Genomic DNA, 21,382 nt, shown 5'->3' with positions numbered 1-21,382 from the left:
CCTTTTTTCGAGGTCGTTGCCGTGCGTGTGTCAGGCAGCAGCCGGCCGAGGCGCCAGATGATGGCGTGCCGGCTTCAGATAGCGCCCCACCGACAGGTCATCGGCACGGATCGCCGGCGACGTGCCCGACACCAGGTCGGCCAGCAGCTTGCCCGACCCACACGCCATGGTCCATCCCAGCGTACCGTGGCCGGTGTTCAGCCAGAGCCCGCGCATCTGCGTCGGCCCCACGATCGGCGTGCCGTCCGGCGTCATCGGGCGCAGCCCGGTCCAGAAGGTGGCCTGGCTGACGTCGCCGGCGCCCGGGAACAGGTCGGTCACCACGTGTTCCAGCGTGCGGCGCTTGGCCGGGTCCATGCTGCGGTCGTAGCCGACGATCTGCGCCATGCCGCCGACGCGGATGCGGTCGTCGAAGCGGGTGATCGCGACCTTGTAGGTTTCGTCCAGCACGGTCGACACCGGGCTGCGCGAGACGTCGCTGAGCGGCACCGTGATCGAGAAACCCTTGAGCGGGTAGACCGGCAGGTTGGACATGCCGCGCAGGAACGGCTTCACCAGTTGCCTCGACCAGCTGCCCAGCGCCACCACCACCAGGTCGGCGGCGACCGGCTCGCCGTTGACCACGGCGCCGGTGACGGCATCGCCCTGCGTCATCAGGCCGTCGATCGATCGGTTGTACAGGAAGCGGACCCCGAGCGTCTGGGCCATCCGTGCGAGCCGCTGGGTGAACAGCGCGCAGTCGCCCGTTTCGTCGTTGGGGAGGCGCAGGCCGCCGGCCAGCTTGTGGCGGACGGCGGCCAGCGCCGGTTCGCTCGCGGCGAGTTCCTCGCGCGAAAGCAACTGGTAGGGCACGCCGGCTTCTTCCAGCACGGCGATGTCCTTGGCCGCGCCCTCCAGCTGCGCTTCGGTGCGGAACACCTGCAGCGTGCCTTGCTGGCGGCCTTCATAAGCGATGCCCGTCTCCGCGCGCAGCGCGCGGATGCAGTCGCGGCTGTATTCGGCCAGCCGCACCATGCGTTCCTTGTTGACGGCGTAGCGCTCGGCGCTGCAGTTCAGCAGCATCTGCCACATCCACTGGAGCTGGAACAGCGTGCCGTCGGGCCGGATGCTGAGCGGAGCATGCTCCTGGAACATCCACTTGATCGCCTTCAGCGGCACGCCCGGTGCCGCCCAAGGCGACGCGTAGCCGGGCGAGATCTGCCCGGCGTTGGCAAAGCTGGTGCCGAGCGCGGGCCCGGACTCACGGTCGACGACGGTCACTTCGTGACCGGCTTTGGCCAGATACCACGCACTGGTGACGCCAATAACGCCACTGCCGAGTACGAGAACGCGCATGTCCGGGGGCTCCAACTGCGATGACAAGTTGATGAAGGATTTATCTCTATACTATTGGATGCAATCCAGTCATAGTTACCGAATTTCTCAGGAAAACAGGAAAAACTGATGAGAACGAGTCGCCAGCCTCTGCGCACCCTTGACCGGCTCGACCGCAAGATCCTGACCGCGCTGCAGAGCGACGGACGGATGTCGATGAAGGACCTGGCCGAGGCGGTCGGCCTGACCATCACGCCCTGCATCGAGCGCGTCAAGCGCCTGGAGCGCGATGGTGTCATCATGGGCTACTACGCGCGGCTGAACCCCGCGCTGCTGGGCAGCGCGCTGCTGGTGTTCGTCGAGATCTCGCTCGGCAACAAGTCGGGCAATATGTTCGAGCAGTTCCGGCGCGAGGTGCTGCGCATCCCGGAAGTGCTGGAGTGTCACCTCGTATCGGGCGATTTCGACTATCTGATCAAGGCCCGCATCCGCGAGATCGGCGAATACCGGCGGCTGCTGGGCGATATCCTGCTGCAACTGCCGGGCGCCGCGCAGTCTAAAAGCTATGTCGTGATGGAAGAAATCAAGGAAACGCTGGCGATCTCGGTCGAGGAGAAGAGTCCGCCAGACTGACAAAGGCCACCGTAGTCGCCATGAAGCGCCCCCCGCACAAACCGCAGGACCACGAGCACCGCCCCGTGCGGCGCGATGCCGACGCGCAGGCGCCGCAGGCCGCCGCGCGGCCGCCGCTCGCGCGCAAAGGCCGGGGCGCGGTCAGCAACCTGCAGGGGCGGTTCGAGCGCGACCAGCGCGAGGCCTTTGACGATGGCTGGGGCGGGGCGTTTGCCGACGAGCCACCCGTAGTGGCTGACGAGGGAGCGCCGGCTGGCGCCGGCACCATTGCCTCGCCGGCAGCCGAGGTCCCGCTGCCGCCGCTGCGCACCATCGTGCGCATCGAGCGAGCCCGCTCGATCCTGACCCGCAATGCGTCGCCCGATATCCCGTTCGATGTTTCGCTCAATCCATACAGAGGGTGCGAACACGGCTGCATCTATTGCTTCGCGCGGCCGACGCACGCCTATCTCGACCTGTCGCCGGGACTGGACTTCGAGACCAGGCTGTTTGCCAAGGCCAACGCCGCCGAACGGTTGCGCGAGGCGCTGGCGCGGCCCTCGTACCAGTGCGAGACCATCGCGCTGGGTGTCAACACCGATGCCTACCAGCCGATCGAGCGCGAGCAGCGCATCACCCGCGGCATCCTGGAGGTGTTGAGCGAGTGCGACCACCCGGTCGCGCTGATCACCAAGTCGTCACTGATCGAGCGGGATATCGACCTGCTGGCGCCGATGGCGGCCAGGCGGCTGGCGGTGGCGGCGGTCACCATCACCACGCTCGACGCCGGTATCGCGCGCACGCTGGAGCCGCGCGCGGCCACGCCGTCGCGCCGGCTGCGCACCATCCGCACGCTGACCGACGCGGGCATCCCGGTGGGCGTGAGCATCGCCCCGGTGATCCCGTTTATCACCGAACCGGACCTGGAACGTGTACTGGAAGCGGCGCACGAGGCGGGCGCCGTGTATGCGAACTACATCGTGCTGCGGCTGCCGTGGGAAGTGAAGCCGCTGTTTGAGGAATGGTTGCAGGCGCATTTCCCGGACCGGGCCGAGCGGGTCATGAACCGCGTGCGTGAAATGCGCGAAGGCAAAGCCTACGATGCCAGCTTTGCCACGCGCATGCGGGGTACGGGCGTGTGGGCGGACCTGCTGCGACAGCGCTTTTACAAGGCCGCCGAACGGCTCGGCTTCCGCTACAACCGGTTCGAGCTGGATACTTCTCGTTTTCGTCCCCCAGCCAGGGGGCCAAGCGGCAAGGATGATCCGCAAGGTTCGCTTTTCTGAGCCTTCAGCGCGGCTTCGGTGGCCTGCTGGTCGCTGATCATGCTGCTAGCGAGATCCAGCGCGGCCTTGGCGCTCGATGGGGACAGTCCTGAGGACAGCGCCAGCCGGACGGCGATCGCTGCCAGGCGTCCTTCCTCATAGGTCGGCATGTCGGTCTGTGCTCCTTTGCGCCGCCGAGCCGCGGCCCTGCTGCGCGTGCTGCCGCCGGAGATTGGGCGGTCTTACCAGTATGGGCGATTTGACTGAAAGCGAAACCCGCGATTGCGCCCGCATTGATCGCGCGCAAGCGGGTGACAGACCGCCGCCGCTATTGCGACAACTCGCGCGCGGCCTCGACCTGCGATTCGAAAAAGGTCTGGAAGCTGATCGCCAGGCCGGCCATCAGCAGCCCGGTGCCGATCAGCAGCGACAGGATCACCAGGATCACCACCGGCCAGCCGGAGCGCGTGGGTTTGCCGTGCGGGTTGAAGCGCGCGTCCCACTTGTCGTCCGGGCGCAGGCCATAGACGATGGCCGCCAGGAAGGCGCTGATGACAGAAGTGCCGCCCGCGACGGCGAAGGTCCAGTTCAGCGCCGGCGAGCCGGCCCCGGTCGCCATCGACGCCACGCCGATGACGCCGGCCAGCAGTGCCAGCAGATGCGCCCATCCATACGGGTCGCGCAGGCCGCCCAGATAGAAGCGATGTACGCCCAGGCTGCCGAACAGGAAGGCCAGCGCCACGGTCAGCAGCTTCGATTTGGCCCGGGAGGCAGAGGAAGCGAGGGGGGAAGCGTGGCGGGCTGGCGTGGCTGCTGGCATGGTCGGAGTGCAGGCAATGGCGGACGGATGCAGGCCGGCAGTGCGCCGGCACGGGAGCGGCGGCACACGGGTGCCAGCCGGCACACATTGTACGCCGGCAGTCAGCGCAGGGAGGGGAAGTGCGTCACCAGACGCGCAGGGCGGCGCTAATGCCAGCCGCCGGACAGCAGGCTCTTGATAAAGGCGGCCGCATGCTCGCTGATATGCGTCTCGCTGTAGAGGACCAGGGTCAGGATGCCCATGAACAGGATTGACAGCGATAACTGGCCTGCGTGTTCGGCCAGGTCGCTAAGAAGGGGTGACATGACAAACCTCACAGAATTATTGTCATTCTGGAGGCTGCGCCCGAGCCGTCTTGATCGGGTCCCGGCAGGAGGTGTCGGGCAGAGGCAGGTCAGTTCGATTGCCGTCTGCACTAGACGGCACGCTGTGAGCCCCGGGCAGCGCCGGGCGGCAGCCTGTGCGCGACCCATAAAGGGGGCGCGCACTTAGGTACAGACACGGAAAGCGGGGGCGGAGTTCCGTCCGAAACCCGAAATGCGGACCCGGCGGCTAGCGCCCGCCGTCGCGGCCGTGGGTCTGCCAGCCGGGGCCGACGTTGGTCGGGCGGACGTCGTTGCGGACTTCGCTGGGAGGATTGACGCGTTCCGGCGGCCGGCCGCGATTGTCGTCGCGCGCGCCGGACAGCGCTGCGCGGCGGCCGTTCAGGCGGTCGTCGGCACGGGCGCGCGCCTCCATCCGGTCGATCTGGGCCTGCACGTGTTCACGGCTTTCGGCGCGCACGCTGGCCACTTGCCAGCCGTCGCCGGATTGCAGGCGCGCGGGGCGCGCCTCGGGGCGGGCTTTTTGCCAGAACGCGACCTGGGCATGGCTGGTGGCTACCGCGCCGACCAGGCCCGAGGCCACCAGGATGCCAGCCACCAGGTCGCGCAGGAGAGAGCGGGTGAGCATGCGGATTCCCAGGTTCCTGTCGCGCTGTGATGCTGTTGGAAGATGGGTTCATGGTACGCATGGGCCATCAGGCCGCCTATGCCAATCCCGTTACCGGTGTAACGGATTGTTTCGGCCCCGCCACGTCCCCTTTCGCCCCGCCCCAGGCGGGTTTCCGGGGAATTGCGGGGGCGCTTCAGGGGCCGCCTGATGGGCGCTTCGGGGGCCGCTTCAGGGGCCCGCTTCAGGGGGCATAGCGGATGCGGTAGATCGCCCCCGCCATATCGTCGCTGACGAGCAGCGAACCATCCGGCGCGACCAGGACATCGGCGGGCCGGCCCCAGGGCCTGCCACCGCGCAGCCAGCCCTGGGCGAACACCTCGTGGGCGGTCGCCTTGCCGGCGCCGTCCAGCGCCACGCGCACCACGCGATAGCCGGACGGCTCGCTGCGGTCCCAGCTCCCGTGCTCGGCGATAAAGACGTTGTTGCGGTACGCGGCCGGGAATTGCGTGCCGGTGTAGAAGCGCATGCCCAGCGCCGCCACATGCGCGCCCAGCCTGGCGACGGGGGCGATGAATTCGGAACAGGGGCGCTTGCTGCCGTATTCCGGATCGGCAACGTTGCCGGCATGGCAGTACGGGTAGCCGAAATGCTGGCCGGCGGCGGTAGCGCGATTCAGCTCGTCGTCGGGGACGTCGTCGCCCATGCGGTCGCGGCCATTGTCGGTGAACCACAGCTCGCGCGTGGCCGGGTGCCAGTCGAAGCCGACGGTATTGCGCACGCCCCGCGCCACCACCTGCAGGTCGCTGCCGTCGGGCTTCATCTTCATGATGTTGGCGTAGCGGTTCTCGTCGGGCGCGCAGATATTGCACGGCGCGCCGACCGGCACGTACAGGTAGCCATCCGGGCCGAAGGCGATGAATTTCCAGCCGTGGTGCCCGTCGGTCGGGAAGCGGTCGCTGACCACCACCGGTGCGGGGGGATTTTCCAGGCGGGCCTCGATATTGTCGATCCGCACGATCCGCGACACCGCGGAAGCGTACAGGCTGCCATCGCGGAACGCCACCCCGGCCGGCGCGCGCAGGCCGTTGGCGACCACGCGCACCCGCGGCTTGCTGCCGAGCGGGTCGGTCACCGCATACACCTTGCCCTCGCTGCGCGAGCCGACGAAGAGCGTGCCCGACGGCGACATCGCCATGGCGCGTGCGCCGGGCACATCGTCCGTGATCACGTCGATGCGGAATCCCTGCGGCAGCCTGACCTGGTCCAGCGGCAACGCCGCCAGCGCGGGCGCGGCGGACGCGCCCGCCAGCAGTACAATGCCGAGCACGACCGTACGTCGTACGGCGCGAACCATGAAGTGCAGAGCCGGGCGCATGTCGGGCCTCCTGTCGCGGTTTTTGCCACGATGCCTGCACCGCCCCCGCGCGTCAATCACCTAAGTGTTTGTTTGGCCTCGGGAATTGGGCTATACTCTTGCGTTTCGTGTTCGAACCTCTTGCGTTGCATGTTCGGACGCTCTCGAACACCCGTTTTCTGAGGAATCATTCCATGGTCGTTATCCGTCTGGCTCGCGGCGGCAGCAAGAAGCGCCCGTTCTTCAACATCGTCGCCACCGACTCGCGCAATCGTCGCGATGGTCGTTTCATCGAGCGCGTTGGTTTCTACAACCCGCTGGCTTCGGAAGGTGAAGAAGGCCTGCGCCTGGTGCAAGACCGCCTGGCCTACTGGCAAGGTGTTGGCGCCCAGCTGTCGCCGACCGTTGCCCGCCTGGTCAAGCAAGGCACCAAGGCTGCTGCTGCCTGATTGCCCGATAGCTGCCTGTAGCGCGCCTGGTCTCGCCCGTTGGCGAGGCCAGGCGCGTTCTCGTTGCACACGTGACTGAACGCAAGCAGGGCGCTGCGCCCCGACCGCTGAACCGGCCCCACGGGGCGCCTGCCAAGGCTCCTGGTGCCAAGGCTCCCAAAGTGCCAGCGGCGCTGCTGTATGCCGACCCGCTGCCGGAAGACCTGGTCGAAGTCGGCTATGTGGGCGCTGCCTACGGCATCCGCGGCTGGATCAAGGTCCAGCCGCATGCCGATGATGCTTCCGCCTTGCTGCATGCCCGCCGCTGGTGGCTGCTGGCGCCGCCGCAGGCGGGGCTCGTGGGTGCTGGTGCCGATGCCTCCCGTGCCCAGCCGCTCTGCGTGAAGATCGCGCAGTCGCGCGAGCACAGCGGCACCGTGGTGGCGCAGGCTACCGGCGTTGCCGACCGCAATCTGGCGGAGGCGCTCAAGGGCCGTCGCGTGTGGATTCGTCGCGGGGATTTTCCGGCGCCGGACGAAGATGAGTTTTACTGGGTCGACCTGATCGGCTGCAGCGTCAGCAACGAGCAAGGCGAGTTGCTGGGCGAGGTGTCCGGCCTGATCGACAACGGTGCCCACCAGATCCTGCAGGTTGCCTTCGTGCAGCCTGACGGCAAGACCGGCGAACGGCTGATCCCGTTTGTCGATGCGTTCCTGCGCACGGTTGATACCGCGGGCAAGCGCATCGTGGTGGACTGGGGGCTCGATTACTGAACCCGTGCCTTCGCGGTGCGGGTTGGGAAGGGAGGGAGCGGATGCAGTTCGATGTGATCACGCTGTTTCCCGAGATGTTTCGCGCGCTGACCGACTGGGGCATTACCAGCCGGGCGGCCAAGCAGCAGCGGTATGCGTTGCGCACGTGGAATCCGCGCGATTTCACGGTCGACAACTACCGCACCATCGACGATCGTCCTTATGGCGGCGGCCCTGGCATGGTAATGCTGGCCAAGCCCCTGGACGATGCCATCGATGCCGCGGTCCAAGCGCAGGCGCAGGCCGGCGTGGCGCAGCCGCATGTGGTGCTGATGTCGCCGCAAGGCCGGGCGCTGACGCATGGCAAGGTGATGGAACTGGCCGAACGGCCGGGCCTGGTGCTGTTGTGCGGCAGATATGAGGCCATCGACCAGCGGCTGATCGACCGCCGCGTGGACGAGGAAATCAGCCTCGGCGACTTCGTGCTGTCGGGCGGAGAACTGCCGGCGATGGCGCTGATCGACGCTGTGGTGCGGCATCTGCCTGGCGTGCTGGGCGATGCGCAGTCGGCGGTGCAGGACAGCTTCGTCAACGGCCTGCTGGATTGTCCGCACTACACGCGGCCGGAAGAATATGAAGGCGTGCGGGTGCCCGAGATCTTGCTCGGGGGCCATCATGCCGAGATCGAGAAATGGCGGCGCCAGCAGGCGCTGGCCAATACCGCGAGGAAGCGCCCCGACCTGATCGAGGCCGCTCGCGCGCAAGGTTTGCTGACCCGCGCCGACGAGAAGTTCCTGTCGGAGTGGGCGGCGAAGGAAGGGCGGGAGGAATCTCCCGCCAGGTAAAACCCCATCCTCTGCCGGGGCCCGGGCAATGCCTGGGGCATACAACGCCGGCACGATGGTTACGGAGAAGAAACGATGAACATCATCGAGCAGATCGAGAAGGAAGAGATCGCGCGCCTGACCGCGAACAAGACCATCCCCGCTTTCGCCCCCGGCGATACCGTGGTGGTGAACGTGAACGTGGTCGAAGGCAACCGCAAGCGCGTGCAGGCCTACGAAGGCGTGGTGATTGCCAAGCGCAACCGCGGCCTGAATTCGTCCTTCATCGTGCGCAAGATCTCGTCGGGTGAAGGCGTGGAGCGTACGTTCCAGCTGTACTCGCCGCTGATCGCTGCCATCGAAGTGAAGCGTCGCGGCGACGTGCGTCGCGCGAAGCTGTACTACCTGCGCCAGCGTTCGGGCAAGTCCGCACGTATCAAGGAAAAGCTGGTGTCGAAGGCTGCTGTCGCCGCCAAGGCTGCTGCACAGTAAGCTGGACATGCCGGCCGGGGCAACCCGGCCAGCGTTTCCGCAGGAAGGGCACCCCAGGGTGCCCTTTTTGCATGGTTCTGCGGCAAGGCGGCCACGCGGTGTTGGATTTTGCTGCGACGCCGAAACCCGCGCTTCTGTCATACTTGCGCTTGTTATGCGTCCCGCCTTCGATCCCGAATCCCTCCCCGTCATCGACACCGACCTGCGCAACGGCGCCCTGAGCGCGCCGCGGTTGCAGGTGGACTTTATCCGGCACCGCTTCGAGGTGCCGCCGGCCTGGGCGCCGGAGCTGACCGATGAATCACGCGTCTACGACCGCAGCCGCGGGCTGCGCGACGCCGCCGTGCTGGTGCCGCTGGTGGAGCGGCGCGATGGCCTGACCGTGCTGCTGACGCAGCGCAATGCCAACCTGAGCGCGCATGCCGGGCAGATCAGCTTCCCGGGCGGACGCCAGGAGGAGTGGGATGCCAACCGCATCGACACGGCACTGCGCGAGACGGAAGAAGAGGTGGGGCTGGCGCGCGACTATGTGGAAGTGCTCGGTGCGCTGCCGGACTACATCACCGGCACCGGCTTCCATGTCAGCCCGGTGGTGGGCCTGGTGCGCGACGGCTTTACGTTGCGCCCGGATGCATCGGAAGTGGCCGATGTCTTTGAAGTGCCGCTGGCCTTCCTGATGAACCCGTCGCACCATGAGCGGCGCCTGTTCCGCTGGGTCGATGGCGAACGGATCTTCTATGCCATGCCCTATCCGCGTGAGGACGGCGGCCACCGCTTTATCTGGGGCGCGACCGCGGGCATGCTGCGCAATCTCTATCATCTGCTGGCGGCCTGAGCCGCCGCTGCACGGCCTGGATCAGGCCGCCGCCTGCTCCCTGCCGCCGACGCAATGCGGGCAGCTCTTGCCCACCACATAGTGCGGGCTTTGCTGCTCCTCGGGCGTGACCACGGCGCGGCAGGCAAAGCACTGTTTGGGGCCGGCAGGTTCCAGGTTCGGGTTCAGCGCGGTGCGATAGTCGAAGACAAAGCAGTCGCCGCGATAGTGGCTGCCGCCGACTTCCTCGAAATACTTCAGGATGCCGCCCTCGAGCTGGTACACGCGCTCGATGCCGACCTCCTGCATATGGATCGCCGCCTTCTCGCAGCGGATGCCGCCGGTGCAGAACGACACCACGGTCTTGCCCTCCAGCTCTGCCTTGTGCGCGGCGACGGCCTCCGGAAATTCGCTGAACTTGGCGATGTCGTACTCGACCGCCGACTCGAAGGTGCCGACCGCCACTTCGAAATCATTGCGCGTATCGAGCATCACCACGGGACGGCCTTCGTCGTCGTGCCCCTGGTCCAGCCAGCGCTTCAGGTCGACCGGCCGTACCGACGGGGCGCGGCCTTCCTCGGGTCGGATCAGCGGCATCTTCATGGTGATGATTTCCTTCTTGGCGCGCACCAGCATGCGCTTGAAGGGCTGGTTCTCCGACAGGCTTTCCTTGGGCGCGATATCGGCAAAGCGCGCGTCGGCATGCAGCCACGCCATGAAGCTGTCGATGGCTTCGCGCGGCCCGGCCAGGAACATGTTGATGCCCTCGGGGGCGAGCAGAATCGTGCCTTTCAGGCCGGCCGCTTCGCAGCGCTCGCGCATGGCCGGGCGCAGGGTCTCGATGTCGTCCAGCGAGACGAATTTGTAAGCGGAAATATTGACGATCTGCATGGCGAACGGCGAGGAGAAGTGCGCCCGCGCGGCCACGCCCGGAAGGGCGCCGACGGCTTGCGATAACTGCCTGATTGGAAAGGCGAAATTATAACCCGCACGGACGTTCCTGCCGCGCATTCCCAAGCACTCCGATCAGCTTTGCGATGGCGTCGCCACGCACCGCCTGCACGCAATATCAGAGGCCGGCAAGCGGGCCGAGCCGGTACAATGTCGCCCATGTCTGCACCCCGCTTCGTACACCTCCGCCTGCATTCCGAATACTCCATCGTGGACGGCATCGTCCGCCTGGAAGACGCCGTCAAGGCCGCCGCCGCCGACGGCATGGGCGCGCTCGCCCTGACGGACCTCGCCAACGCCTTCGGCCTGATCCGTTACTACAAGGAGGCGCGCGGCAAGGGCGTGAAGCCGGTGGCCGGTGCCGACGTCTGGCTGACCAACGCCGAGGACCGCGACAAGCCGTCGCGCCTGCTGCTGCTGGTGCAGGACCGCCGCGGCTACCTGAACCTGTGCATGCTGCTGTCGCGCGCCTGGCTGGGCAACCAGCATCGCGGCCGCGCCGAGATCGAGCCCGCCTGGTTCCTGGAGCCCGGCGAAGACGACCTGCCGCTCGCCACGGGCCTGATCGCGCTGTCGGGCGCGATGGGCGGCGATATCGGCATGGCGCTGGCCAACGGCAATGCCGAAGGCGCCCGCCGCGCCGCGCAGCACTGGGCCGCGGTGTTCCCGCAACGCTTCTACATCGAACTGCAGCGCGCCGGCCATGCCGGCACCGACGCCTACGTGCAGCAGGCGGTCCAGCTCGCAGCCGAGCTGCAGTTGCCGGTGGTGGCCACGCATCCGGTGCAGTTCATGACGCCGGACGACTACACCGCGCACGAGGCGCGCGTGTGCATCGCCGAGGGCGAGCTGCTGGCCAACCCGCGCCGCACCCGGCGTTTCACCACCGACCAGTATTTCAAGACCCAGGACGAGATGTGCGCGCTGTTCGCCGACATCCCCTCGGCGCTGGAGAACGCGGTCGAGATCGCGCGCCGCTGCAACCTGACGCTGGAGCTGGGCAAGCCGCGCCTGCCGCTCTTTCCGACGCCCGACGGCATGTCGCTGGACGACTACCTGGTCTACATGGCCAAGGACGGGCTCGAGAAGCGCCTGGCGGTGCTGTTCCCGGACGAGGCGGTGCGCGAGGCGAAGCGGCCCGAGTACTACGCACGGCTGGAATTCGAGACCGGCACCATCATCAAGATGGGCTTCCCCGGCTACTTCCTGATCGTGGCGGACTTTATCAACTGGGCCAAGAACAACGGCGTGCCGGTGGGACCGGGCCGTGGTTCGGGCGCCGGTTCGCTGGTCGCGTATGCGCTCGGCATTACCGATCTTGACCCGCTCAAGTACGCACTGCTGTTCGAGCGTTTCCTGAATCCGGAACGGGTTTCGATGCCCGACTTCGATATCGACTTCTGCCAGCACGGCCGCGATCGCGTGATCACGTACGTGAAGGAGAAGTACGGCAAGGACGCGGTGTCGCAGATCGCCACCTTCGGCACCATGGCGGCAAAGGCCGCGGTGCGCGACGTGGGCCGGGTGCTCGATCTTGGCTACGGCTTTGTCGATGGCATCGCCAAGCTGATCCCGTTCAAGCCGGGCAAGCTGGTCACCATCGAGGAAGCCAAGAAGGAAGAGCCGCTGCTGACCGAGCGCGAGAACAACGAGGAAGAAGTGCGCCAGCTGCTGGAGCTGGCACAGCGCGTCGAAGGCATGACGCGCAACGTCGGCATGCACGCCGGCGGCGTGCTGATCGCGCCCGGCAGGCTGACCGACTTCTGCCCGCTGTACACGCAGGGCGCGCAGAACGACGGCATGAGCGGCGTGGTCAGCCAGTATGACAAGGACGACGTCGAGGCCGCCGGCCTGGTCAAGTTCGACTTCCTGGGCCTGACCACGCTGACCATCCTGGACTGGGCCGAGCGCTATATCCGCCGTCTCGATCCCAGCAAGGCCGACTGGAACTGCAGCCATATCCCGCTCGACGACGGCCCCGCCTTCGATATCCTCAAGACCGCCAACACGGTCGCCGTGTTCCAGCTGGAAAGCCGCGGCATGCAGGGCATGCTGAAGGACGCCAAGCCTGACCGCTTCGAGGACATCATCGCGCTGGTGGCACTGTACCGCCCGGGCCCGATGGACCTGATCCCCAGCTTCTGCGCGCGCAAGCACGGCCGCGAGAAGGTGGAGTATCCCGATCCGCGCGTCGAACCCGTCCTGAAAGAGACCTACGGCATCATGGTCTACCAGGAGCAGGTGATGCAGATGGCGCAGATCATCGGCGGCTACTCGCTCGGCGGCGCCGACCTGCTGCGCCGTGCGATGGGCAAGAAGAAGCCCGAGGAGATGGCGCAGCATCGCGTGATGTTCCGTGAAGGCGCCGACAAGAACGGTCTCTCCGCGCAGCAGGCCGACGATATCTTCGACCTGATGGAGAAGTTCGCGGGCTACGGCTTCAACAAGTCGCACGCGGCCGCGTATGCGCTGCTGGCGTACTACACCGCCTGGCTCAAGGCCCACCATCCGGCCGAATTCATGGCAGCCAACATGTCGCTCGCCATGGACGACACCGACAAGGTCAAGATCCTCTACGAGGATTGCAAGCTCAACAAGATCGCGGTGCTGCCGCCGGACGTCAACGCCAGCGAATACCGCTTCGCGCCGACCGATCCCAAGACCATCCGCTATGGCCTGGGCGGCATCAAGGGCAGCGGCCAGGGCGCGATCGAAGACATCCTGCGCGCGCGCGAAGAGCGGCCCTTCACCGACCTGTTCGACTTCTGCGAGCGTGTCGATCGCCGGCAAGTCAACCGCCGTACCATCGAGGCGCTGATCCGCGCCGGCGCCTTCGACAGCCTGAACGACAACCGCGCCCAGTTGCTGGCCTCGGTGCCGATCGCGATGGAGGCCGCCGAGCAGAAGGCCGAGTCCGCCAACCAGGTGTCGCTGTTCGACCTGATGGGCGATGCCGGCGCTGCGCACCGCCCCGAGCTGCTCGACGAGCCGCGCTGGAACCCCAAGCGCACGCTGCAGGAAGAGAAGCAGGCGCTCGGCTACTACTTCTCAGGCCACCTGTTCGATGCCTACCGCGACGAAGTGCGCCGCTTCAACAAGGGCACGCTGGCCGCGCTGGAAAAGGAAGTGCAGGGCAACGGCGGCGGCTTCGGCCGCGACGTGCGCGGCAAGACCATCGCCGGCGTGATCAGCGGCGTCCGCACGCAGATGACCCAGCGCGGCAAGATGGTGATCGTCACGCTCGACGACGGCACCGGGCTGGTCGAGATGACGGTGTTCAATGAGCTGTTCGACGCCAACCGGCATATGTTCCGCGAGGACGAACTGCTGATCGCCACCGGCAATGCGCGGCACGATACCTTCACCGGCGGGGTCAGGTTCACGGCGGAGTCGGTGATGGACCTGACCGCGGCGCGCATCCGGTTTGCCAGCGCGGTGCGGCTGGCGATCAACGGCAATTCATCGACCGGGATGCTGCGCGAACTGCTGATGCCGCACCTGGCGCGCGCCAGCGGCACGCAGGGGCTGCCGGTGCGCATCCGCTACGAGGCCAAAGCGGCGTCGTGCGAGGCGATGCTGGGCCAGGACTGGCAGGTGGTGCCGTCCGACGAAGCACTGACCGCGCTGCGGCAGGCGCTGTCGGCGGAGTGCGTCAGTACGGTCTACGACTAAGCGGCGGCGTGGGCGTCAGGCCCGGCGCCGCTCCGCCAGCGCCTGCGCGGCCAATGCCAGCAGGCTGTCGACATGGGTGTCGATGCCAGGATCGTAGGCCAGCATGGCCATCGGGTCAGCCAGCCGCGCCTGCCCGGACCGCGCGGCATCTACCGCGGCGCGGATGGCGCGATCGAGCGTGTCGGCGCGGTCGCGCGCAAAGGCATGCACCGCCTGCGGCCGGATCACTTCCAGGCAGGCGATATTGTCGGCAAACACCAGCGGCGTGCCGCACAGCACCGATTCCACCCCGACCAGCCCGAACGGCTCATAGCCCGATGCCAGGATGGTGAAGTCCGCGGCGCGGTAGAGCGCATCGATCCGATTGCTGTAGCCAAGCTCGCGCACGCGCGCGATGTTGCGCCCGACCGGACGCCCGGCCACGGCCAGCGTGATCGGCAGGCTCGACTTCGAGAAATAGTCGGCCAGCAGGTCGAAGCCCTTGCGCGCATGGCCTGACGACGGGAACAGGAACACCACTTCGTCATCGCCGAAGCCGAACTCGCGGCGCAGCGCGGCGCGCGCCTCGGCATCGACCGGCGTAAAGCGCTGCGTGTCGACGGGCGGGTAGAGCAGTTCGACGCGCTCTTCCGGCATCCCATACAGCTCGATCACCTCGCGCCGCATCAGCGCCGAATGCGCCACCACGCGGTGGGCGCCGGCGTACTGCGCGCTCTCGAGGGCGATCTGCCACTGGTCAGACCGGCGCGGCGGCGTGCCGCGCGCAGCCAGGTAGCCGCGATGGGTGCCGCCGCAGATGGCAATGTCCGAACCGCGCACGCGGTTGCAGCCGATCAGCACCTCATCGTTGCGCAGGCGCGCCTGCAGCCGCCACGAGAAATAGCGGTCGCGCAGCTTGCCGGGCAGCCACGACACCACGATCCGGTGCGCTTCGATGCCGGCGGATTCCGCCACGCCGGCGTCGAAGCGGCGCGCGTACACCGACACCTCGGTGCCGGCGCGGTTCGCCATCGCGCGGCTGATGTCGAGCGCATAGCGCTCCAGGCCGCCGCCGGCCCCAAAGCGGTTGCAGGAGATGCCAACTTTCATCGCGGGAAGGAGTGTGATGGAGGGAGCCGCACGCGTCAGGACGCGGCCTTGGTCTCGGCGGCGGCATGCAGCTGCGCCAGCTTGGCGTACTTGTAGTAGCTCGCCTGCGCGTTCATCAGCGCCACGCCAAAGCCGGCGCTGCCATCGAGGAAGCCGCGCTTGAGCAGGTAGGTCCGGATAAAGGCCCACAGGCCGTGGCCCGCCGCCGACGCCACCGAGCTGCGCTTGCCGCGGGCATACGCCTGCTGCGCGCCGGCGCTGGAATAGGCGTCGATCTTGCGCAGCACGTCAGACAGCGACCGGTAGCTGTAATGGATCAGCGGTTCCTTAAGGTGGACCAGCGGATCGTCGACCTGCAGGTGCTCGTGGACCAGGTCGTCGGTGAAGCGGCCGCGGCCCTTGCGGAAGACGCGGGTCACGTAATCGGGATACCAGCCGGAGTGGCGTACGAAGGTGCCGCAGAACGCGGACAGCCGCGGCAACGCCAGCGCCTTGCCATCCTGCCGTTGCAGGTGGGCGAGGATCTCGTCGCGAAGTGCCGGCGTGACGCGTTCATCGGCATCGAGGCTGAGGATCCAGTCGCCAGTGGCGGATTCGACCGCGCGATTCTTCTGTGGGCCGAAGCCCGGCCAGAACTCGGTCTGGATCACTGTGGCGCCGGCTGCACGTGCAATCGCCACTGTGTCATCCGTGCTAGCCCAATCCACTATAATCACCTCTTCGCACCAGGACACGCTGTCGAGGCATGGCCCGATATTGTGGGCTTCATTCCTGGTAATGATGACGGCCGAGACTCTCATGGAACGTAAGGGCGGCGCACAGGTCGGACAAACCGACAGGCCGTCGGCGTTGCCCACGGCGCCAAGCGGTGGACGGTGACCGCGCATTCTACCGCACCGGCGCAGTGCCCCTGGAGACGCCTGGCAGACCACAGCCAGCCTCCCCGGGTGCTTTTCAACCAAGAATTTGATGATAAGAGCACATTTGTCCCGCTTTACAGGGATGGAAATGGTTTTGTCCCTCGTGGCGTGTGCCGCATTGATCTCCTTTCCGCTCCTGCTACTGACCTACCCCTCCGCAGCCAATACCGGTTTTACCCTGTTGCTGATGTGGTGCCTGATTGCCCTCGCGCTGCAGCGCCGGGCCGGCCTGGCCTCATGGCGGGAGATGCTCCGAACCTACTGGCCCATGGTGGCCGCGATGGCATCGCTGCCGGCAGCGCTGTTGCTGCGCAACGTCTTCAGCGGCGAAGCGCCCGACGTGCCTTATCTCTATTTGCGCTTCGCGCTGTTCGCGCTGCTGGCATGGGGCCTGGCTCAGCTCGGCCGGCGCGCGCTGCAAGGCATGCAGTGGGGGCTGGTGGCGGGTGCGATCGTTTCCGCGGTCTGGATCCACACGATGGCGGAACACGGCCGGCCGAACCATGTCGGCATCAATAACGTGATTCCGTTCGCCAACCTGTCGCTGCTGATGGGCATGCTGGCGCTGATATCGATCGGCTGGGACCGCCGCGGCCAGGTGGCGGCAGCCGGCGCCAAGCTGCTCGCGGGCGCGGCCGGGCTCTACACCTCTTATATCAGTGCCACGCGCGGCGGCTGGATCGCGATCCCGGTGCTGCTGCTGATCGTGCTCATGGTGATGCGCAAGTGGAGCGTGCGCTTGCGGGCGGGCCTGCTGGTCGTGCTGGTCGGGGGAATGGCGATAGCGGGCTACTGCAGCGATATTGTCAGGACGCGCGTGCATGAAGCGGTGGCAAATATCAATGCCGCCATATCCTCGCAAGCGATCGACGCTGCCGTGCCAGTGCAGACGGGCCTGGATACCTCGGAGGGCTGGCGGCTGCAATTGTGGAAGGCATCGCTGGACATGCTGAAATCGCATCCGCTCACTGGCGTCGGCCACGACGGGTTCGAGCCCGCGCTGCACGCGATGGCCGGCAGCGGTTTCGTGACGCCGGCCACGGCGCAGTTCGGGCACTCGCACAACGACATCCTGTACATCGGCGCCACCCAGGGCATTCCAGGCATTCTGGCCGTGCTGGCGCTGTACCTGGTGCCGGCCGCTTTTTTCCTGCGCCATGTGCGCAGCCGCGATCCGGTGACGCGCGGTGCCGCCACCATGGGCCTGGCTACCAGTATCGGCTTCCTGCTGTTCGGGCTGACCGAGGCCATGTTCATCATCGCGATGACCAACGCCTTCTACACGCTGCTCATCGCCACCTGCTTTGCCATGGTGGTGGCGCCCCGGGCGACGGCCGAGCCCCCCGCACAGCCTGACCGGCGGGCAGTGGCGGCATGATCGGCGCCTATGTCATCAACCTGGCGCCGGCGCAGTCACGCCGGGAGCGCATGTCGGAACAGCTCGCGCGCCTGGGCGTGCCCTTCCAGGTGTTCCCGGCAGTGGACGGGCGCGGGCTTGCGGAGCAGGAGGTCGCGCAGCGCTATGATGCCGCTGCCGCTGCCGTGCGCTACCGCCCGATGAGCCGCGGCGAGGTCGGGTGTGCGCTGAGCCATCTCGGCGTGTACCGGAAAATGCTCGCCGACGGCGCCAGCTTTGCGCTGGTGCTGGAGGACGATGCCCTGTTGGGCGATGAGCTGCTGGCCGTGCTGGCGGACCTGGAGGTGCACCTTAATCCGGCTCGAGCCGAAGTGGTGCTGCTGTCGCATGTCGACAAATACACCCGCTGGGGCGCGCGCCCGCTGGGCCGCAGCCGCAAGCTGGTGCGGCGCTACGGCGAGTGGTGGCGGGCGCACGGCTACGTGGTCACCCGTGCAGCGGCCGAGCGGCTCGTGGCAGGGCTGCAGCCGGTGTGGTGTGCCGCCGACTTCTGGTCGGCCTTCGAAAAGCAGGGCCTCGTGGCGGTCCGCGCCGTGGTGCCGTACTGCATCGGCCTGACCGAGCTGGCGCAGGATTCCGCGCTGGAGGGCCACCGCGCCGACCTCGATGCGACCGACAAGGCCCGGCGCAGCATCGGCTATTATCTGCGCCGCTACGTTTATCAGCGCTTCCTGTTCCAGTTCCTCGTCAGGCCCTTCCTGCGGGTGGCACGGCAGAAGCGGCCGGGGTAACTTGCACGCCCCAGCCCCCGCATCCATACAGAAGAATTTCCAGTGACCACATCCAAACCGCCCATCTCGCCGGGTTCCACTGTGCCGACAGGCATGGCCGGCCGGCTCTGGTCTTACCTGCGCCCCGAACTGCGCGTTTTCATCGGCGCCATCCTCGCCATGGCGGTGGTTGCGGCCAGCGAAGGGGTGATCCCCAAGGTCGTCAACGACCTGCTCGACAAGGGCTTTGGCGGCGACTACGCCGGCACGCTGTGGCAGGTCCCTGCCATCCTGACCGGCGTGGCGCTGATCCGCGGGGTGGCGCAGTTCACCTCGGGCTACCTGCTGAACCTGATCTCCAACCGCGTGCTGCTGAAGATGCGCATGCAGATGTTCGAGCGCATGCTGCACGCGCCGGCGCTGTTCTATCACCGCAATACCGCCGCCTCGCTGATCAACGCCGTGATCTTCGAGGTCAACCAGGTGCTGCAGATCCTGACCAGCGTATTCATCACGCTGGTGCGCGATTCGCTGACGGTGGTGGCGCTGTTGATCTATCTCTTCTACACCAACTGGCGCCTGACGCTGATCGTGGCGGTGATCCTGCCGGTGATCGGCTACCTGATGTCGAAGATCAACCGCCGGCTGCGCAAGCTCAACCGCGATCACCAGACGTACACCAACAACGCCGCCTATGTCGTGGAAGAGGCTGCCGGCGGCTACAAGGTGGTCAAGCTGCACGGTGGCGAAGGCTATGAGATAGAGCGCTTCCGCAACGTCGCCGAACGCCTGAAGAACTACTCGATGCGCATGGCGGTGGCGGGCGGCCTGAACCAGCCCGTGACGGCGTTCCTGGCCGCGCTGGCCCTGTCGGTCATCATCACCATCGCGATGGTGCAGGCGCAGGGCAACCAGACCACGGTGGGCGGCTTTACCGGCTTCGTGATGGCGATGCTGCTGCTGATCTCGCCGCTCAAGCACCTGACCGATATCAACCAGCCGCTGACGCGCGGCATCACCGCCGCGGAAATGATCTTCCGGCTGATCGACGAGCCGGTCGAGCCGCAGGACGGCGGCAAGCCGCTCGCCCGCGCCCGTGGCGAGCTGGCGTTCGAGCAGGTGGGCTTCCGCTATGGCGATGCGCCGCGGGCGGCGCTCGAGAATATCGACCTGCGCGTGAGCCCCGGCGAGGTGGTGGCGCTGGTGGGTCCGTCCGGCAGCGGCAAGACCTCGCTGGTCAACCTGGTGCCGCGCTTCTTCGATCCCACGCACGGTCGCATCCTGCTCGACGGCGTGCCGCTGACCGAGCTGTCGCTGAAGGACCTGCGCAACCAGATCGCGTTCGTCAGCCAGGACGTGGTGCTGTTCAACGACACCGTGGCGGCCAATGTAGCCTACGGTGCGCACTCCGACAGCGAGATCGACATGGCCCGCGTCGAGCGCGCGCTGGCGGCGGCCTACCTGACCGAGACGGTGAAGGGATTGCCGGAAGGCGTGAACACCAATATCGGCGACAACGGCATGAAGCTGTCAGGCGGCCAGCGCCAGCGGCTGGCGATCGCCCGCGCCCTGTACAAGGATGCGCCGATCCTGATTCTGGACGAGGCGACTTCGGCACTGGATTCGGAATCGGAGCGCCAGGTGCAGGCGGCGCTGGAAGAACTGATGAAGGGCCGGACCACGCTGGTGATCGCGCACCGGCTGTCCACCATCGAGAATGCCGACCGCATCGCCGTGCTCGACCACGGCCGGCTGGCGGAGCAGGGCTCGCACGACGAACTGCTGGCGGCCAATGGCCTGTACGCGGGGCTGCACCGGATCCAGTTCGCGACGCACCAGTAGCACGTGGTGGGGACGACGTGCCCCAGACGTAAAAAAGGCCGGCGCACAGCGCCGGCCTTTTTTTACGTCCGCGAGTTGCCGCTTATTGCTGCGACGTCACCGGCGGCTGCACGGCCAGCACCTCGTCGATGGCGGCCAGCACTTCGGCGCGCGTCGGCACCACCCCGCCCCCGCCCAGCGATACCGCGCGGCCCGGTGCGTCGACGCCGTACAGATGGCGCGAGGTCGTCGTGAACAGGATCACCGTCGGGCTGCGCAGCGCATCGGCGATATGCATGAAGCCGGTGTCCATGCCCACTACCAGCGACGCCTTGCCCACCATCTGCGCCACGCCGGTAATGGTGAGGCGCGGCATCACTTCGGCGCCGGGCACGCTGGCGGCGATGGTCTGCGCTTCCTTGCGCTCGGCGTCGTTGCCCCACGGCACCAGCACGCGCAGCCCGCGTGCCGCGATCGCGCTGCCCACGCTGATCCAGTCGGCCACCGGCCACTTCTTCTCTTCACTCGAGGTGGCATGGAACAGCATCGCGTACGGCCCCCTGGCGGCTGGCGCCGGCGTGTCGGGCGGCATCCGCAAGCCGTAGTCCATTTCCTTGGTCAGTTCGTAGCCGAGCGCGCGGCTGACCGCGCGGCGCATCCGCTGGCGCGCGCAATCCTCTTCGACGAACGGCATGAAGATATGGTTGTAGGCAAACTTGGCGCCGCTCTCGCCGAGTTCCTGCTCCGGGTAGCCGTAGCGATGGCGCGTGCGCGCGAGGAACGACACGATCGCGCTCTTGTAGACGCCATGGACGTCGAGCACCGCATCGTACTTCTCGCGGCGCAGCTCGCGCAGTGCGCTGAAGATGGCGCGCAGATCCGACCACTTGCGCGACTTCTTCAGTGCCCGCAGCGGCGCGGCGATCACGCGGTCGATATTCGGGTTCCAGCGCGGCACGTCGGCGCAATAGGAATCGGCGATCCAGTCGATCTTGACGCCGGGAAAGGCCCGCTGCAGGTCCGCGACCAGCGGCTGCGTGAAAACCATGTCGCCCAGGGATGTCAGCTTGACGATGAGAATGCGTTTCATCGGGAAGGATACGGCGGCTCGGAGGGGCGCTCGCCTTGTTCAGAAGGAGCGTAGTATGCCTTATCCAGTGGACATCCGTACGTGCGAAGCAAGCGCAACATGGC

The 21,382-nt window shown here is 66.9% G+C and carries 20 protein-coding genes; 11 read left to right on the top strand and 9 right to left on the bottom strand.

All coding sequences use genetic code 11. The annotated features are described in order from the left end of the window. Positions 1–30 precede the first annotated feature (30 nt). The gene (locus AB1I47_RS06195; protein ID WP_354682930.1) at positions 31–1,350 is read right to left on the bottom strand and encodes a D-amino acid dehydrogenase; all 1,320 of its coding nucleotides are present in this window, start codon (positions 1,348–1,350) and stop codon (positions 31–33) included. Positions 1,351–1,443: 93 nt separating this feature from the next. Here AB1I47_RS06195 and AB1I47_RS06190 point away from each other — a divergent pair, with 93 nt between their 5' ends. Then, positions 1,444–1,947 carry an Lrp/AsnC ligand binding domain-containing protein gene (locus AB1I47_RS06190; RefSeq protein ID WP_354682886.1) on the top strand — a complete coding sequence of 168 codons (504 nt, stop codon included), beginning with the start codon at positions 1,444–1,446 and terminating at the stop codon, positions 1,945–1,947. Positions 1,948–1,967: 20 nt separating this feature from the next. Next, positions 1,968–3,212 (top strand): PA0069 family radical SAM protein, encoded by a 1,245-nt coding sequence (locus AB1I47_RS06185; RefSeq protein ID WP_354682885.1) that lies wholly within the window; start codon positions 1,968–1,970, stop codon positions 3,210–3,212. Between the two features lie 307 nt (positions 3,213–3,519). On the opposite strand, the gene AB1I47_RS06180 is transcribed toward AB1I47_RS06185, so the two are convergent. The 4 genes from AB1I47_RS06180 to AB1I47_RS06165 all read right to left on the bottom strand — a co-directional run bounded on the left by AB1I47_RS06180 (position 3,520) and on the right by AB1I47_RS06165 (position 6,319). Next, positions 3,520–4,011: a TM2 domain-containing protein gene (locus AB1I47_RS06180; RefSeq protein ID WP_354682884.1), complete on the bottom strand. Its 492-nt coding sequence runs from the start codon at positions 4,009–4,011 to the stop codon at positions 3,520–3,522. 146 nt (positions 4,012–4,157) lie between these two features. After that, positions 4,158–4,316 (bottom strand): hypothetical protein, encoded by a 159-nt coding sequence (locus AB1I47_RS06175; protein ID WP_354682883.1) that lies wholly within the window; start codon positions 4,314–4,316, stop codon positions 4,158–4,160. Positions 4,317–4,563: 247 nt separating this feature from the next. After that, entirely contained in the window at positions 4,564–4,962 is a 399-nt protein-coding gene (locus AB1I47_RS06170; protein ID WP_354682882.1) for a hypothetical protein, read from the bottom strand. 223 nt (positions 4,963–5,185) lie between these two features. After that, positions 5,186–6,319, bottom strand: coding sequence for a PQQ-dependent sugar dehydrogenase (locus tag AB1I47_RS06165; RefSeq protein WP_354682881.1), 1,134 nt, complete (start codon positions 6,317–6,319; stop codon positions 5,186–5,188). A 173-nt stretch (positions 6,320–6,492) separates the two neighbouring features. On the opposite strand from AB1I47_RS06165, the gene rpsP reads away from it, so the two are divergent. From rpsP to AB1I47_RS06140, 5 genes are all read left to right on the top strand, one after another. Then, positions 6,493–6,747 carry a 30S ribosomal protein S16 gene (gene rpsP, locus AB1I47_RS06160; protein ID WP_354682929.1) on the top strand — a complete coding sequence of 85 codons (255 nt, stop codon included), beginning with the start codon at positions 6,493–6,495 and terminating at the stop codon, positions 6,745–6,747. A 107-nt stretch (positions 6,748–6,854) separates the two neighbouring features. Further along, positions 6,855–7,499 (top strand): ribosome maturation factor RimM, encoded by a 645-nt coding sequence (rimM, locus tag AB1I47_RS06155; protein ID WP_354682928.1) that lies wholly within the window; start codon positions 6,855–6,857, stop codon positions 7,497–7,499. A 41-nt stretch (positions 7,500–7,540) separates the two neighbouring features. Next, the gene (trmD, locus tag AB1I47_RS06150; protein WP_354682880.1) at positions 7,541–8,323 is read left to right on the top strand and encodes a tRNA (guanosine(37)-N1)-methyltransferase TrmD; all 783 of its coding nucleotides are present in this window, start codon (positions 7,541–7,543) and stop codon (positions 8,321–8,323) included. Positions 8,324–8,398: 75 nt separating this feature from the next. Beyond that, entirely contained in the window at positions 8,399–8,794 is a 396-nt protein-coding gene (gene rplS, locus AB1I47_RS06145; protein WP_354682879.1) for a 50S ribosomal protein L19, read from the top strand. Between the two features lie 154 nt (positions 8,795–8,948). Continuing rightward, the gene (locus AB1I47_RS06140; protein WP_354682878.1) at positions 8,949–9,629 is read left to right on the top strand and encodes a CoA pyrophosphatase; all 681 of its coding nucleotides are present in this window, start codon (positions 8,949–8,951) and stop codon (positions 9,627–9,629) included. A 21-nt stretch (positions 9,630–9,650) separates the two neighbouring features. Here AB1I47_RS06140 and AB1I47_RS06135 read toward each other — a convergent pair whose 3' ends face one another. Next, on the bottom strand, positions 9,651–10,499 hold the full coding sequence (locus AB1I47_RS06135; RefSeq protein ID WP_354682877.1) for a sulfurtransferase: 849 nt from the start codon (positions 10,497–10,499) through the stop codon (positions 9,651–9,653). Between the two features lie 219 nt (positions 10,500–10,718). On the opposite strand from AB1I47_RS06135, the gene dnaE reads away from it, so the two are divergent. After that, positions 10,719–14,231: a DNA polymerase III subunit alpha gene (gene dnaE / locus AB1I47_RS06130; RefSeq protein ID WP_354682876.1), complete on the top strand. Its 3,513-nt coding sequence runs from the start codon at positions 10,719–10,721 to the stop codon at positions 14,229–14,231. 15 nt (positions 14,232–14,246) lie between these two features. On the opposite strand, the gene AB1I47_RS06125 is transcribed toward dnaE, so the two are convergent. Together AB1I47_RS06125 and AB1I47_RS06120 are read right to left on the bottom strand one after the other, a co-directional pair. Then, the gene (locus AB1I47_RS06125) at positions 14,247–15,320 is read right to left on the bottom strand and encodes a glycosyltransferase family 4 protein (RefSeq protein WP_354682875.1); all 1,074 of its coding nucleotides are present in this window, start codon (positions 15,318–15,320) and stop codon (positions 14,247–14,249) included. Positions 15,321–15,355: 35 nt separating this feature from the next. After that, entirely contained in the window at positions 15,356–16,120 is a 765-nt protein-coding gene (locus AB1I47_RS06120) for a glycosyltransferase family 2 protein (RefSeq protein WP_354682874.1), read from the bottom strand. Between the two features lie 208 nt (positions 16,121–16,328). Between AB1I47_RS06120 and AB1I47_RS06115 the strand changes: the two genes are divergently transcribed. The 3 genes from AB1I47_RS06115 (at position 16,329) to msbA (ending at position 20,209) form a co-directional block, all read left to right on the top strand. Continuing rightward, the gene (locus tag AB1I47_RS06115; RefSeq protein WP_354682873.1) at positions 16,329–17,618 is read left to right on the top strand and encodes an O-antigen ligase family protein; all 1,290 of its coding nucleotides are present in this window, start codon (positions 16,329–16,331) and stop codon (positions 17,616–17,618) included. After that, entirely contained in the window at positions 17,615–18,388 is a 774-nt protein-coding gene (locus AB1I47_RS06110; protein ID WP_354682872.1) for a glycosyltransferase family 25 protein, read from the top strand. Before AB1I47_RS06115 ends, AB1I47_RS06110 begins: the two co-directional genes overlap by 4 nt. 93 nt (positions 18,389–18,481) lie before the next feature. Beyond that, the gene (gene msbA / locus AB1I47_RS06105; protein ID WP_354682927.1) at positions 18,482–20,209 is read left to right on the top strand and encodes a lipid A export permease/ATP-binding protein MsbA; all 1,728 of its coding nucleotides are present in this window, start codon (positions 18,482–18,484) and stop codon (positions 20,207–20,209) included. An 82-nt stretch (positions 20,210–20,291) separates the two neighbouring features. Here msbA and waaC read toward each other — a convergent pair whose 3' ends face one another. Further along, on the bottom strand, positions 20,292–21,278 hold the full coding sequence (waaC, locus tag AB1I47_RS06100; protein WP_354682871.1) for a lipopolysaccharide heptosyltransferase I: 987 nt from the start codon (positions 21,276–21,278) through the stop codon (positions 20,292–20,294). Positions 21,279–21,382 lie beyond the last annotated feature (104 nt).

This window comes from Cupriavidus necator (assembly GCF_040578825.1).
GTDB lineage: Bacteria > Pseudomonadota > Gammaproteobacteria > Burkholderiales > Burkholderiaceae > Cupriavidus > Cupriavidus necator_E.
The sequence above is the reverse complement of the archived record's forward strand: the minus strand, read 5'-3'. Positions and strand labels throughout refer to the sequence as shown.